General features: G+C 67.4%; 11 protein-coding genes. 9 read left to right on the forward strand and 2 right to left on the reverse strand.

What is annotated here, in order from left to right; translation table 11 throughout:
- Nucleotides 1-1,675 (forward strand): DUF262 domain-containing protein (locus H5T77_RS24175; RefSeq protein WP_292653160.1); only part of this gene is annotated, 1,675 nt, incomplete at its 5' end.
- On the opposite strand, the gene H5T77_RS24180 is transcribed toward H5T77_RS24175, so the two are convergent.
- Entirely contained in the window at nt 1,609-2,025 is a 417-nt protein-coding gene (locus tag H5T77_RS24180) for a hypothetical protein (RefSeq protein ID WP_292653161.1), read from the reverse strand. The two genes, H5T77_RS24175 and H5T77_RS24180, sit on opposite strands and share 67 nt — an antisense overlap.
- Before the next feature lie 157 nt (nt 2,026-2,182).
- Here H5T77_RS24180 and H5T77_RS24185 point away from each other — a divergent pair, with 157 nt between their 5' ends.
- The 4 genes from H5T77_RS24185 (at nt 2,183) to H5T77_RS24200 (ending at nt 8,628) form a co-directional block, all read left to right on the forward strand.
- Nucleotides 2,183-2,689, forward strand: coding sequence for a hypothetical protein (locus tag H5T77_RS24185; RefSeq protein ID WP_292653162.1), 507 nt, complete (start codon nt 2,183-2,185; stop codon nt 2,687-2,689).
- 1,219 nt (nt 2,690-3,908) lie between these two features.
- Nucleotides 3,909-5,003, forward strand: coding sequence for a hypothetical protein (locus H5T77_RS24190; protein ID WP_292653163.1), 1,095 nt, complete (start codon nt 3,909-3,911; stop codon nt 5,001-5,003).
- A 176-nt stretch (nt 5,004-5,179) separates the two neighbouring features.
- Complete coding sequence (gene purU, locus H5T77_RS24195) at nt 5,180-6,082, forward strand: formyltetrahydrofolate deformylase (RefSeq protein WP_292653164.1); 903 nt, start codon at nt 5,180-5,182, stop codon at nt 6,080-6,082.
- A gap of 41 nt (nt 6,083-6,123) precedes the next feature.
- Complete coding sequence (locus H5T77_RS24200; RefSeq protein ID WP_292653165.1) at nt 6,124-8,628, forward strand: GcvT family protein; 2,505 nt, start codon at nt 6,124-6,126, stop codon at nt 8,626-8,628.
- A gap of 98 nt (nt 8,629-8,726) precedes the next feature.
- Here H5T77_RS24200 and H5T77_RS24205 read toward each other — a convergent pair whose 3' ends face one another.
- Complete coding sequence (locus H5T77_RS24205; protein WP_292653166.1) at nt 8,727-9,401, reverse strand: GntR family transcriptional regulator; 675 nt, start codon at nt 9,399-9,401, stop codon at nt 8,727-8,729.
- A 111-nt stretch (nt 9,402-9,512) separates the two neighbouring features.
- Here H5T77_RS24205 and glyA point away from each other — a divergent pair, with 111 nt between their 5' ends.
- From glyA to H5T77_RS24225, 4 genes are all read left to right on the forward strand, one after another.
- Nucleotides 9,513-10,808 carry a serine hydroxymethyltransferase gene (gene glyA / locus H5T77_RS24210; protein WP_292653167.1) on the forward strand — a complete coding sequence of 432 codons (1,296 nt, stop codon included), beginning with the start codon at nt 9,513-9,515 and terminating at the stop codon, nt 10,806-10,808.
- Nucleotides 10,808-12,025 carry a sarcosine oxidase subunit beta family protein gene (locus tag H5T77_RS24215; RefSeq protein ID WP_292653168.1) on the forward strand — a complete coding sequence of 406 codons (1,218 nt, stop codon included), beginning with the start codon at nt 10,808-10,810 and terminating at the stop codon, nt 12,023-12,025. The genes glyA and H5T77_RS24215 overlap by 1 nt, the downstream gene beginning before the upstream one ends.
- Nucleotides 12,026-12,037: 12 nt before the next feature.
- Nucleotides 12,038-12,328 (forward strand): sarcosine oxidase subunit delta, encoded by a 291-nt coding sequence (locus H5T77_RS24220; RefSeq protein WP_292653169.1) that lies wholly within the window; start codon nt 12,038-12,040, stop codon nt 12,326-12,328.
- A partial coding sequence (locus H5T77_RS24225; RefSeq protein WP_292653170.1) for an FAD-dependent oxidoreductase occupies nt 12,325-13,521 on the forward strand: 1,197 nt, incomplete at its 3' end. The genes H5T77_RS24220 and H5T77_RS24225, both read left to right, overlap by 4 nt.

The following is a 13,521-nucleotide window of genomic DNA, read 5'->3' on the forward strand; positions in this document are numbered from 1 at the left end:
TTTGGACGTCGCGAACTATCCCGGCTACTACCTCGGCTCGATCATCGTCTCTCAGAAGGGTAGCCAGCCCTACGTCGTTGACGGGCAGCAGCGGCTGACCAGCCTGACCTTGCTGCTGACCTACCTGCGTCGGCTCCAATCCGACCGCGACGTCCAGGTCGACATCGATGCCTTGATCTTCTCTGAGAAGTTCGGCAAGAAGTCGTTCAACCTCGACGTCCCCGACCGCAACGAGTGCATGCAGTCCCTCTTCGAGCACGGAGAGTTCGAACCGCCGCCAGACGCCGTCGAGTCGGTACGCACATTGGTCGCCCGATACGCCGAGCTCGACGCGCTCTTCCCCCAGGAACTCAAGGGTGAGGTCCTGCCGTTCTTCATCGACTGGCTCAAGGATCGCGTCCAGTTGGTCCAGATCACCGCGTACAACGATGACGACGCGTACGCGATCTTCGAGACGATGAACGACCGCGGTCTCAAGCTGACTCCCGCCGACATGCTCAAGGGCTATCTGCTAGCCAACATGGCAGATGGCGAGCCGCGGTTGCAGGCGGCCAACGTGTGGCGCAAGCGTCTGCGCGCGCACGACGACTTCGAGGCAGAGTCGAGTTCGGACTTTCTCAAGACGTGGCTGCGCTCGAAGTACTCCACCAAGATCCGCGAGCGCCGCAAGGGCGCGAAGCCGGAGGACTGGGACCGCATCGGCACCGAGTTCCACCGCTGGCTGCGCTCAGACAGTGCTCGCGTGGGCCTCGATGGCAAGCAGTCCTACTACGACTTCGTCGTCACCGATCTGGACTTCTTCAGCCGCCAGTTTGAGCGCGTCCGTCGCGCGGCGGTGGGCCCGTACGACCCGAGCAGTCCGCTGCGGTTCATCCGTTACAACGCCGACCACGGTTTCACCCTGCAAGACCAGCTCCTGCTTGCGCCGCTGAAGGTCGGCGACGATCCGACGACTGTCGATCAGAAGCTGGAGATCGTCGCCCGCTTCGTCGACATCCTGCTCGCCCGACGCATCTGGAACTTCCGCTCGACGGCGTACTCCACCATGCAGTACGCCATGTTCACCGTCCTACGCGACATTCGTGGTCTCGATGCCGGCCCACTGGCCGAACGGCTGGTCGACTACCTGGGGAAGATCGAGGAGACCTTCGATCCTGTCGACGAGCTGTACATGCACCAACAGAACCGCGGCCAACTCCACAAGATCCTGGCGCGGCTCACCAACCACATCACCGTCGCCTCAGGTCAGGCGTCGAACTACATCGAGCTGACCAACGGCGCCAAGGTGCGCTACGAGGTCGAGCACATTTGGGCCAACCACTACGAGCGTCACGTAGACGAGTTCCCCCAGTCGGCCGACTTCGCCCGCCACCGCAACCGGATCGGAGACCTGCTCCTGCTGCCCAAGCAATTCAACGGCAGCTTCAACGACGACACATACGCCGCCAAGCGTCCCCACTACTTCGGCCAGAACCTCCTCGCGGCCAGCCTCGATCAGCAGGCGTACGAGAAGAACCCTGGCTTCCTCGCCTATATCAAGGGGTCCGGACTGCCGTTCAAGCCTTACGACGAGTTCAAGGCCGCCGACATCGTCGAACGCGGCCACCTCTACCGCGATATCGCCGGACAGGTCTGGAATCCCAGCGACCTCCCTGCGGCCGCGGGATCGGCCTGAAACTCCCGGCCGCTACGTATTCGTTTCGGAACGACGTGGTGCGGGCCATCGAACCCGACGTGCACCTTCTTCGCCACGTCGTTCGTGTCGTCGTGGATGTACACGCGAGGCGCCAAGTCGCCGCCGCCCTCGGCGACCTTGAGGTGGCTCCACGTCAGGATTCTGCCGCTGGGAGCATACGCCGCGAGCGCCCGCAGGTCGCGCCAGGTTTTGTCGCCCCACGCGTACGCGCTCGGAGCGGTGTCGATGCCGTCAATGTCGCGCACCGCTTCGTCCGGCACGACGAGCCACTCGTCGAGGTAGGCCCCCAGCACCTGCCCTGATGGCCCGTGCGACAGGCCGAGCCCCACCCTGGCCGCCTATGCGATGGAATTCGATCCGGTGAACTTGGCGGTTCAGGCCCTGGCACCCGGAGCGGCATGTCATGCTCTCGCCGGTGCAGATTCGCTCCCGGCGTCAACGCAACTCGGTGCGCTTCCGCCGATCAGAAGAAGGAGGCTTGGCGGAATGGTTTCCGCGGACAGTTACCGCAGCAGTTTCAACGAGATGTATGGTCGCCTGATCGCCGCAGTCGAAGACGGCTCGGTGCCCGCTTCCACCATTCGGGAATGGGAACGGGATGCGTTGAACTTCGTGGACCAGTCCTATGGTGACTCCGGATCTGCGATCTCCCGGTCCCCGGAGTACTCGCAGGCAGACGACCAGGCGAAGATCGAGTTATCAAGCGTCAACGCCCTGAGGGTTCGGCGCTACCGAGGTGCCGGTGACGCTGCCATCAGCCCGAATGAACTGGCTGAGCGGCTCGCAGCCCTTAAGGCCAAGTACGCGAGGTGCGAGCAGCTCGCTCCGCCGGAGATCAGTCAGGTTAGTGCGATGTTCGGCGATGGGATGTATTCGGAGGAACTGGCGTTCATCGCCCGTGAGCAGCGAGCCATGCGACAGACGTCCTTCAAACCGATCGGCTGCCTTCTTATCGTTGGCCTCATCGTCATCATCGCGGTCATGGTCTTCTGAGCAGCCACTCGCCTCGGTCTCAGCCGCCATCACTGTTCTCGAAGTGGTTCGCGGTCAGGATGGCTCGGACGACGAATCAGTGGCTCGATGCCCGCCCGCGTGAATGGCGGGCCGTGTCTGGAACCGCCGACGTCCTCCATACGGTCAATGCGCCAAGGGTTGAAACGCAGGGAGCAGACGGTGCGAACGTGATCTCCGAATCTCTGGTGACCGGCGTCAACCAGCAGGCTTCGTACGCCGCGGCGGGTGGATCGGGTCGTGGATGCGCCGGGCGAGGTGTTGTTCGGCGAGGCTGAGGTGGCCGGTAGCGGCCAGAACTTGGGCGCAGTCGAGTTCGGGGACATCGTCGTAAGGGGGCGAGTGTGGCGGTCTCGGCTGCGGCGCGTGCGGTGTCGCGGTCGCCTTCGGCGAGTGCGCGGGTGACGACGAGGTGGGCGGTGTCGACGATCATGGACACCGCGATCCGCTCGGGCTTGGGCGTCCGCACCTTGTCTCGGGTCGACGACGGTACGGCGGGCGCGAGTTGGGGTACGTCTGCACTGGCGTGCTCGCCGCGGCAACGTATTCCTTGTTGAAGAGGGAATCAGAGTTGGCGCCAGCAGCCTCTTTGCCGGCGGGCCCGTCGTCGACATATGCCCGACGCAGGACCTCGCTGGTCGGCCGAGACCGGTCCCCTCAAATCGTTCGACAGCGCGCCATCCATGTTGTGTCAGCGTGTAGGGGATCGTGAGGCGATCGGGCCAGATGGCGGAGGGCCCGATAATGGCCCGGTTTGCGGTTCCGAATTGCGGCGAACTGGGTCGAAGTCGCCAGCGATGACGAGGTAGCATCGGAACTGAGATGCTCTCGATTCAGGGCATCGGTCCAGGTCAGAGGGTGTTCGGCCGAGGTTCGACGCGTTTGGTCGAGCGCTCGAGAATCTGCCCAGCAGTGCAGAGGGTCAGGGGTTCGAGTCCCCTCACCTCCACCGAAATGCTGGTCAGGGCTATGTCCTGAACTCTGAGAAGGGTTCAGAACATAGCCCTTTCCGCATTTGGTGCGCAGGGATCTGGGCCTGGATCTGACATGGAACTGCAAAGAAACTGCAAAGAAGCCTCAATGTTCGCGCCCCAGGGTCTTTCATCGTGTGCCGAGCCCTCCGTGAACCCGAGATCCTCATCCCTCGCAGCGGTGACTTGCCCGCGCTGGACGATCGCGAGCGTGGGTCGGTGTTCTACCGATGAACGGTGTGGTGTTCCTGCACATCGGCACCCGCAAGAGCGGCACGACCTCGCTGCAGGGCCTGCTGCGCGGCTCCACCGCGGCGTTGGCCGAGCAGTCGGTCGCGCTGCGTGCGACGCCGCACGGGATGACCCAGGTGATCGCCGACCTCGCCTCCGGCCGGCGCGAACTGCAGGAGGAGGCCGTCGGCCGTCTCGTACGTGTCCTGGAGTTCGGTCCCGAACGGCAGATCATCTCCTTGGAGGCCCTGGCCGAGCTGCCGCAGTGGCTGGCCTCGCAGATCGTGGCGGCCGTCCAAGGGCTCGGCTACGAGGTCAAGGTGGTCATCACCGCCCGTCACTGGGGTCTCGCGGTTCCCTCGGAGTGGCAGCAGACCGTGAAGGAACGCGGCACCGCGACCTTGCAGGAGTACATCGCGGCCACCCGTCACGGCGGCCCCGGCGAACCGGGGTTCTGGGCGTGTCACTACCTACCCGACATCGTCTCCCGCTGGAGCGAGCGGACCGATGACGTCGTCGTGATCGCCACCCCGTCCCCGCCCGTCGACGGCCCAGGCATCGTCGACCTGTTCTGTGCGGAGGTTGGTATCGACCCGTCCACGTTGAGCAAGCCGCCGGGCGAGGCGGTCGCCAACCGCTCGCTGTCGCTGGGCCAGGCCGAGATGGTGCGCCGGCTCAACCTCGAGCTCTCCCGCCGGCAGGTGCCGAAGCGGCCGTTCTACCGCAAGGCCGTGCGCGGCTGGATCGTGCGCGAGAGCCTGATGGCAGACAACGGCCGCACGCCTGTCCGGCTGCCCGCCGAGGCGGCCCCGTGGTGCGTCGAGGTCACCCGGCGCCAGCTGGTCGAGCTGAGGCGTTCGAGTGTTCGCATCGTTGGCGACGAGGCTGACCTGCTCTGCCCCGAGGACCTCGCCGTCGGCCCCATCCAACCCAATGACCGCGACGTCCTCGACGTCGCCCTCGGCGCCATGGCCGAGCTCGCCATCCAGCGCTGGAAGACCGTCGCTGAACGCGACATGACCGTTGGGCGGCCCGAGAAACCCGGCGCCCGTGTACGTCGGCTGCGTACAGCGGTTCGGCGACGAATCCTCTGACCCGAGGTCCTGAGAAACGTGTGAGCTCTGGTCGACACCGTCAGCAGCGGGAAGCCCGCTGCTGACGGTGTCGAGCCATGCTCCGGCTCCCTCGAACCCTTGACGGCGGGCGGAGCGTCGGCTTAGGCTCATTCTGATATATGAGTCGTGTATCATCACTCACCCAGGAGCCCAGCATGACCATCAGCCCGCCCAGCTCGACCGCTGTTGCGCCCATGGCGACCGCCTCCACTGCGACGACCAACGTGCTCACGCTCTCGTGCCAGGAGCGCCCGGGGATCATGCAGGCGGTCACCAGCTTCCTGTACGAGCGTGGGTTCGACATCCTCGAGCACCAGCAGCACGACGACCGGATGGGGGAGCTGTTCTTCCTCCGGACCGAGTTCGCCGCTGTCGAGGGTGCCGGCGTCGATCAGCTCACCGCCGACTTCGGGCCGATCGCGGATCGGTTCGGCATGTCGTTCACCTTCCACGACGAGCGCAAGCCGCGGCTGCTGGTGATGGTCTCCAAGTTCGGCCACTGTCTCAACGACCTCATCTTCCGGTGGCGCGGTGGGACGCTGGGCGCCGAGATCGCGGTCGTCGCCTCCAACCACGAAGATCTCCGCCCGATGGCGGAGGCGGCCGGCCTGGAGTTCATCCACATCCCGGTCACGCCGGAGACCAAGCCGCAGGCCGAGCAGCGCATGCTCGATCTGGTCGAGGCGTACGACGTCGACCTGGTGGTGCTCGCCCGCTACATGCAGATCCTCTCGGACGGCCTGTGCCGCCAGCTCGAAGGGCGCGCGATCAACATCCACCACTCGTTCCTGCCCGGCTTCAAGGGGGCCAAGCCCTACCACCAGGCGCACGCGCGTGGTGTGAAGCTCGTCGGTGCCACCGCTCACTACGTCACCGCCGACCTCGATGAGGGGCCCATCATCGAGCAGGAGGTCAACCGGGTCGACCACTCCTACACCCCGCAGGCGCTCGCCAACGTCGGGCAGGACGCCGAGTGCCTCGCGCTCTCGCGTGCTGTCCGCTGGCACTGCGAGCACCGCGTCCTCATGCACGGCTCCAGCACCGTCGTGTTCCGCTGACCACCCACCCCGATCCACCCCGAGAATCTCAGGAGTTGCTCATGCCATCGTCCCGCAGCACCGTCTCGCCCCGCACAGTCATCATCGGCGCCGGCATCGTCGGCACGAACCTCGCGGACGAACTCGTGTCACGCGGGTGGTCCGACATCACGGTCATCGAGCAGGGCCCGCTCAGCCTGCCCGGCGGCTCGACCTCACATGCTCCCGGCCTCGTCTTCCAGATCAACCCGTCGAAGACGATGACCCTGTTCGCCAAGTACACCGTCGAGAAGTTCCTGTCCCTGGAGAAGGACGGCGTGAGCTGCTTCAACCAGGTCGGCGGCCTCGAGGTGGCGACCACCGAGGCCCGCGTCGCCGAGCTCTACCGCAAGCTGGGCTATGCGAAGTCCTGGGGGATCGACGCCCGCGTCATCGGCCCCGCCGAGTGCAAGGACCTCTACCCGCACATCGACGAGTCGCAGGTGCTCGCGGGCCTGCACATCCCCACCGACGGGCTGGCCAAGGCGGCTCGGGCCGTCGACATCCTCATCGAGCGTACGCGGGAGGCCGGGGTCACCTACCTGGAGCACACGGCGGTGACCGGTGTCCTCCAGGAGGGCGGTCGCGTCACCGGCGTGGAGACCACCGGCGGTGTCGTCGAGGCCGACATCGTCGTCTCGTGTGCCGGATTCTGGGGCGTCGAGGTGGGCGCGATGGCGGGCACCGACGTGCCGCTCATCCCGCTCGCCCACCAGTTCGTCAAGACCACGCCCGTCCCGGTCCTGAGTGGCAAGCACAAGCAGGCCGACGGCGCGACGCTGCCGATCCTGCGCCACCAGGACCAGGACCTCTACTTCCGGGAGTGGGGAGAGGCGTACGGGATCGGTTCGTACGCCCACAAGCCGATGCCGTACGTCGCCTCCGACCTCGGCCCGACCCCGGAGCACGTCGACCACGACAACATGCCGTCCCGGCTCGACTTCACGCCCGAGGACTTCGAGGGCCCGTGGGACGAGTGCCGCAAGCTGCTCCCGTGCCTGCAGGAGGCCGAGATCGCGGAGTCGTCGTTCAACGGCATCTTCTCGTTCACCCCGGACGGTGGGTCGCTCGTCGGTGAGTCCCGTGACGTCGACGGCTTCTGGGTCGCCGAGGCCGTCTGGGTCACCCACTCCGCCGGCGTCGCCCGGGCGGTGGCCGAGGTGCTGACGACCGGCCGCTCGCAGTACGACCTCGCCGACTGCGAGCTCAACCGCTTCGAGGAGACCCAGCTGGCCCCGGCGTACGTCAGCGAGACCTCGCAGCAGAACTTCGTCGAGATCTACGACATCCTCCACCCGCTGCAGCCCAAGGACTCGCCCCGCGACATCCGGGTCAGCCCGTTCCACGCCCGGCAGGTCGAGCTCGGCGCCTTCTTCCTCGAGGCGGGCACGTGGGAGCGGCCGCACTGGTACGAGGCCAACGCGGCCCTGCTGGACCAGCTGCCGGAGGAGTGGAAGGCGCCGACGCGCGACGACTGGTCCGCCCGCTACCACTCTCCGATCGCGGCCGTCGAGGCATGGAAGACCCGCACCGCGGTGGCCATGTACGACATGACGCCGCTGCGCCGCCTCGAGGTCTCCGGCCCTGGGGCCGAGACGCTGCTGCAGCGGCTCACCACCGGTGACGTGACCAAGAAGCCCGGTGCGGTGACCTACACCCTGTTCCTCGACGAGCAGGGCGGGATCAAGAGCGACATCACCGTCGCCCGTCTCGAGGACGAGCTCTACCAGGTCGGTGCCAACGGCACGGTCGACCTGACGTATCTCCGCAGGGAGGCCCGCAGGCTGCGGGCCGAGGACCCCGCCCTCGCCGCACATGTCCGGGACATCACCGGCGGCACCTGCTGCATCGGACTGTGGGGGCCGCTGGCCAGGGATCTGATCGCCGAGGTCAGTGCCGACGACTTCACCAACGACGGCCTGAAGTACTTCCGCGGCAAGCGCGCCACCATCGGCGGGATCCCCGTCACGGCCCTGCGGCTGTCCTACGTCGGAGAGCTCGGCTGGGAGATCTACGCCTCCGCCGAGAACGGCCAGAAGCTGTGGGACGTGCTGTGGGAGGCCGGCCAGGAGCACGGCGTCATCGCCGCCGGCCGCGCCGCGTTCGGCGCGCTCCGGCTGGAGAAGGGCTACCGGTCCTGGGGTGCCGACATGACCACCGAGCACGACCCGTACGAAGCAGGTGTCGGGTTCGCGGTGAAGACCGCCAAGGAGGACTTCGTGGGCAAGGCGGCGCTCGAGGGCCGCTCGGTGGAGACGTCGGGTCGCCGGCTTCGTTGCCTCACCGTCGACGACGGCAAGTCCATGGTGCTCGGCAAGGAGCCCGTGCTGTCGGGCGAGACCGCGGTCGGGTATGTCACGAGCGCGGCGTACGGGTTCACGATCGGCAAGCCGATCGCCTATGCCTACCTGCCGGCGGAGATCGGCGAGGGCGACCAGGTCGAGATCGAGTACTTCGGTCAGCGGATCTCGGCGACGGTCACACCGGAGCCGCTCTTCGACCCCCAGATGAGCCGCCTGCGCGGCTGACCCGACGGGTCGAGATCGGGCGCCGGCTGCGGGTGGGCCGGCGCCCGGTCACGCGTTTTCAGAGAGCGTCGTCGAAGAGTGTCGTCAGAGAAACGTCCTCAGAGAACCCGGCGGACCTCCGTCGCGAAGCTGTCGATGTGCTCGCGGGTCAGCAGCTCGGCGCGTTCGGAGTCGCCGTCGGCGATCGCGTCCAGGAGCTGGGCGTGCTCGGAGATGTGGGACGCCAGGTCCGGGAGCTTGTCCACGACCAGGCACCAGATCCGGGTCGCCAGGTTGTCGTAGCGGATCAGGACGTCCTCGAGATGCTTGTTGCCCGTGGCGCGATAGATCATCCGGTGCACCGACATGTCGAGCCGCATCAGCGTGGACCGGTCGTCACCCGACGCCTCGAGGGCGCGAACCTTCTCGGACATGGCGCGCAGCGCGGCCCGCATCGGCTCCGTGGCGGCCGTCGCCGCCCGGTGTGCGGCGAACGGCTCGAGCTGCTGACGCAGGTCGGAGATCGCGCCCAGCTCGGTGACGTCGACAGCCGTTGCGAACGTGCCGCGACGGGCGTAGGAGACGACCAGGTGATCGGTCTCCAGGCGCTTGAGGGCCTCTCGTACTGGGGTGCGGCCGAACCCGAGGGACTCCGCGAGCCTGCCGTCGTTGATCGGCTCGCCCGGTCTGATGTCCAGCATGATCAGCCGATCCCGGATGCGCTCATAGGCGGCGTACGCCAGCGAGGTCGTCGTGCCGAGCGCCGGCGGGGCGGGCGCCTGAACCGTGGTCATACCGAGTCACCGCTTTCTGATCTGGACCGTTGACAGGTGTGTTCGTGAGCAAGCATACTGGTGATCCGGAACTGATATATCAATCGTACTTCAAAAGTTTGGGAGTTCATCGTGGTTGACGTCTTGACCGCCTCGCTTGCGGACCTCGACCCCGAGGTCAGCGAGCAGATCGACGCCGAGCTGAGCCGCCAGCAGACGACGCTGGAGATGATCGCCTCGGAGAACTTCGCTCCCGCAGCCGTCATGGAGGCTCAGGGATCGGTCCTCACCAACAAGTACGCCGAGGGCTACCCCGGCCGGCGCTACTACGGCGGCTGCGAGCACGTCGACGTGATCGAGCAGCTCGCCATCGACCGTCTCAAGACGCTCTTCTCCGCGGAGTACGCCAACGTGCAGCCGCACTCGGGCGCCCAGGCCAACGCCGCCGCGATGTTCGCCCTCCTCGAGCCCGGCGACACCATCCTCGGCCTCTCGCTCGCCCACGGCGGTCACCTCACCCACGGCATGAAGATCAACTTCTCCGGACGCCTCTACCAGGTCGTTCCGTACGAGGTCAGCCGCGAGAACTTCCTGATCGACATGGCCGAGGTCGAGCGTCTCGCCCTCGAGCACCGGCCCAAGCTGATCGTCGCCGGCTGGTCCGCCTACCCCCGCCAGCTGGACTTCGCAGAGTTCCGCCGGATCGCGGATCTGGTCGGTGCCCGCCTCATGGTCGACATGGCTCACTTCGCCGGCCTGGTCGCGACCGGTCTGCACCCGAACCCGGTGCCCTTCGCCGACGTCGTCACCTCGACGACGCACAAGACCTTGGGTGGCCCGCGTGGGGGAGTCATCCTGACCAACGACCCCGCCATCGCCAAGAAGATCAACTCCGCGGTCTTCCCCGGCCAGCAGGGCGGGCCGCTCGAGCACGTCATCGCCGGCAAGGCGGTCGCGTTCAAGGTCGCCGCCGAGCCCGAGTTCCGCGAGCGCCAGGAGCGTACGCTGCGCGGTGCCCGCATCATCGCCGAGCGTCTCCTCGCCGACGACGTCGCGGCCGCGGGTGTCTCGGTGGTCAGCGGCGGCACGGACGTACATCTGGTGCTGGTCGACCTGCGCGACTCCGAGCTCAATGGCCAGGACGGCGAGGACCGGCTCCACCGGATCGGCATCACGGTCAACCGCAACGCGGTCCCGTTCGACCCGCGCCCGCCGATGGTCTCCTCCGGGCTGCGGATCGGCACGCCCGCCCTGGCCACGCGCGGGTTCGGCGACAGCGACTTCAGCGAGGTGGCCGACATCATCGCGGCCGCGCTGAAGGACGACTTCACCGAGGAGACGGCCGATGTCCTGCGCAGCCGGGTGACCGTTCTCGCCGAGAAGCACCCGCTCTACCCCCACCTCATCGAGTCGAACGGAGCCGTGTGATGGCGGACCTCCTGCCCGAGCACCCCGACTTCCTCTGGCGCAACCCGGAGCCCAAGTCCTCCTACGACGTCGTCATCATCGGCGGCGGCGGACACGGCCTCGCGACCGCGTACTACCTGGCGAAGAACCACGGCATCACGAACGTCGCCGTGCTCGAGCGTGGTTGGCTCGCGGGCGGCAACATGGCCCGCAACACGACGATCATCCGGTCCAACTACCTGTGGGACGAGTCCGCGGCGATCTACGAGCACTCGCTCAAGCAGTGGGAGGTGCTCCCCGAGGAGCTCGACTACGACTTCCTCTTCAGCCAGCGCGGTGTGCTCAACCTCGCCCACACGCTGCAGGACGTCCGCGACTCGGTGCGCCGCTGCGAGGCCAACCGCCTCAACGGGGTCGACGCCGAGTGGCTCGACCCCGACCAGGTGAAGGAGGTCTGCCCGATCATCAACACCGGCGACAACATCCGCTACCCGGTCATGGGTGCGACCTACCAACCGCGTGCGGGCATCGCCAAGCACGACCACGTCGCCTGGGCCTTCGCCCGCAAGGCCGACGAGCTCGGCGTCGACCTGATCCAGGACTGCGAGGTCACCGGCATCGTCAAGGACGGCAACCGGGTGACCGGCGTCCGGACGAGCCGCGGCACGATCGCGGCCGGAAAGGTCGCGCTGTGCGCGGCGGGGCACTCCAGCGTGCTCGCCGAGATGGCCGGCTTCGACCTGCCGATCCAGTCGCACCCGCTCCAGGCGCTCGTCTCCGAGCTCCACCAGCCCGTCCACCCGACGGTGGTCATGTCGAACCACGTCCACGTCTACGTCTCCCAGGCCCACAAGGGCGAGCTGGTCATGGGTGCCGGCGTCGACTCCTACAACGGCTACGGCCAGCGTGGCGGATTCCACGTGATCGAGGAGCAGATGGCAGCGGCCGTCGAGCTGTTCCCGATCTTCGCCCGCGCCCACCTGCTGCGCACCTGGGGCGGCATCGTCGACGTCACCCCGGACGCCTCCCCGGTCGTGAGCAAGACGCCGATCGACCAGCTCTACGTGAACTGCGGCTGGGGCACCGGTGGCTTCAAGGGCACCCCCGGTGCCGGCTGGACGATGGCGCACACGATCGCCCACGACGAGCCGCACGAGTACAACGCCCCGTTCGCGCTGGAGCGGTTCAGCACCGGCGCCCTCATCGACGAGCACGGCGCAGCCGCCGTGGCCCACTGAAAGGAGCTGACGATGATCCTCATCAGCTGCCCCAACTGCGGGTCGCGTGACGAGACCGAGTTCCACTACGGCGGACAGGCCCACGTCCCGTACCCGGAGGACCCGAACACGCTCAGCGACGAGGAGTGGGGTCGCTACCTGTTCTACCGCGAGAACACGAAGGGCATCTTCGCCGAGCGCTGGGTCCACAGCTCCGGCTGCCGCAAGTGGTTCAACGTCCTTCGCGACACCGTCACCTACCGAATCGCCGCCGTCTACCGCACCGGCGAACCGCGCCCCACTCTGGATGGAGACCCGCAGTGAGCACGACGTCGCAACGCCTCCCAGACGGCGGCCGGATCGACCGATCCACCCGCCTCACCTTCAGCCTCGACGGCCAGGAGTACGCCGGCCACGCCGGTGACACCCTCGCCTCGGCGCTGCTCGCCAACGGCGTGCTCGAGTGCGGGCCGTCGCTCTATCGGCAGCGCCCCCGTGGCGTCATCGCCGCCGGGGTCGAGGAGCCCAACGCACTGGTCAAGCTGAGGCGTCCCGGTGACTCGGTCACCGAGTCGATGCTTCCCGCCACGACCGTCGAGCTCGTCGACGGGCTCGAGGCTCACTACCTCAGCGGTCTCGGTGAGCTCGACCCCGCCGACGACACCGCGATCTATGACAAGAAGTACGTCCACGCCGACGTGCTCGTCATCGGTGCCGGCCCGACCGGGCTCGCTGCCGCGAGGACCGCCGCCGCCTCCGGTGCCCGGGTCATCCTCATCGACGACCAGCCCGAGCTCGGCGGCTCCCTGCTCTCCTCCCGCGCCCTCAGCATCGGCGGCGTCGACAGCGACACCTGGCTGCGCGACGTCACCGAGGAGCTCGCGGCCGCACCCGAGGTCACGGTCCTCAGCCGGACCAACGCCTTCGGCAGCTACGACTCCAACTATGTGATCGCGCTCGAGAGCCGGCTCGACCACCTCGAGGCCCCCGCCAAGGAGGAGCTCGCGGGTCTGTCGCGACAGCGCCTCTGGCACATCCGTGCCCAGCAGGTCATCGTCGCGACCGGTGCTCACGAGCGTCCCCTCGTCTTCGCCAACAACGACCGCCCCGGGGTCATGCTCGCCTCCGCCGTCCGCACCTACCTCAACAGGTACGGCGTCGCCGCAGGGGACAGGATCCTGCTCGCCACCACGAACGACAGCGCCTACGACGTCGCCGCCGACCTGACGGCCGCCGGAGTCTCCGTGGCGGCCGTCGTCGACTCCCGCGCCGAGCAGTCCGAAGCCGCCCGCCGCGCCGAGGCCGCCGGCATCGAGGTCCTCCTCGGCTCCGCAGTCCTCGACACCGACGGCGATCCCCAGGTCACCGCCGCGACGGTGTCGGCCATCGATGCCGACGGCGTCGCGGTCGGAGAGCGGCGAGACATCACCTGCGACGTGGTCGCCGTCGCCGGAGGCTGGAGCCCCGTGGTGCACCTGCACAGCCAGCGGCAGGGAAAGGTCCGCTGGGACGAGGAC

Source organism: Nocardioides sp., assembly GCF_014360585.1.
GTDB lineage: Bacteria > Actinomycetota > Actinomycetes > Propionibacteriales > Nocardioidaceae > Nocardioides.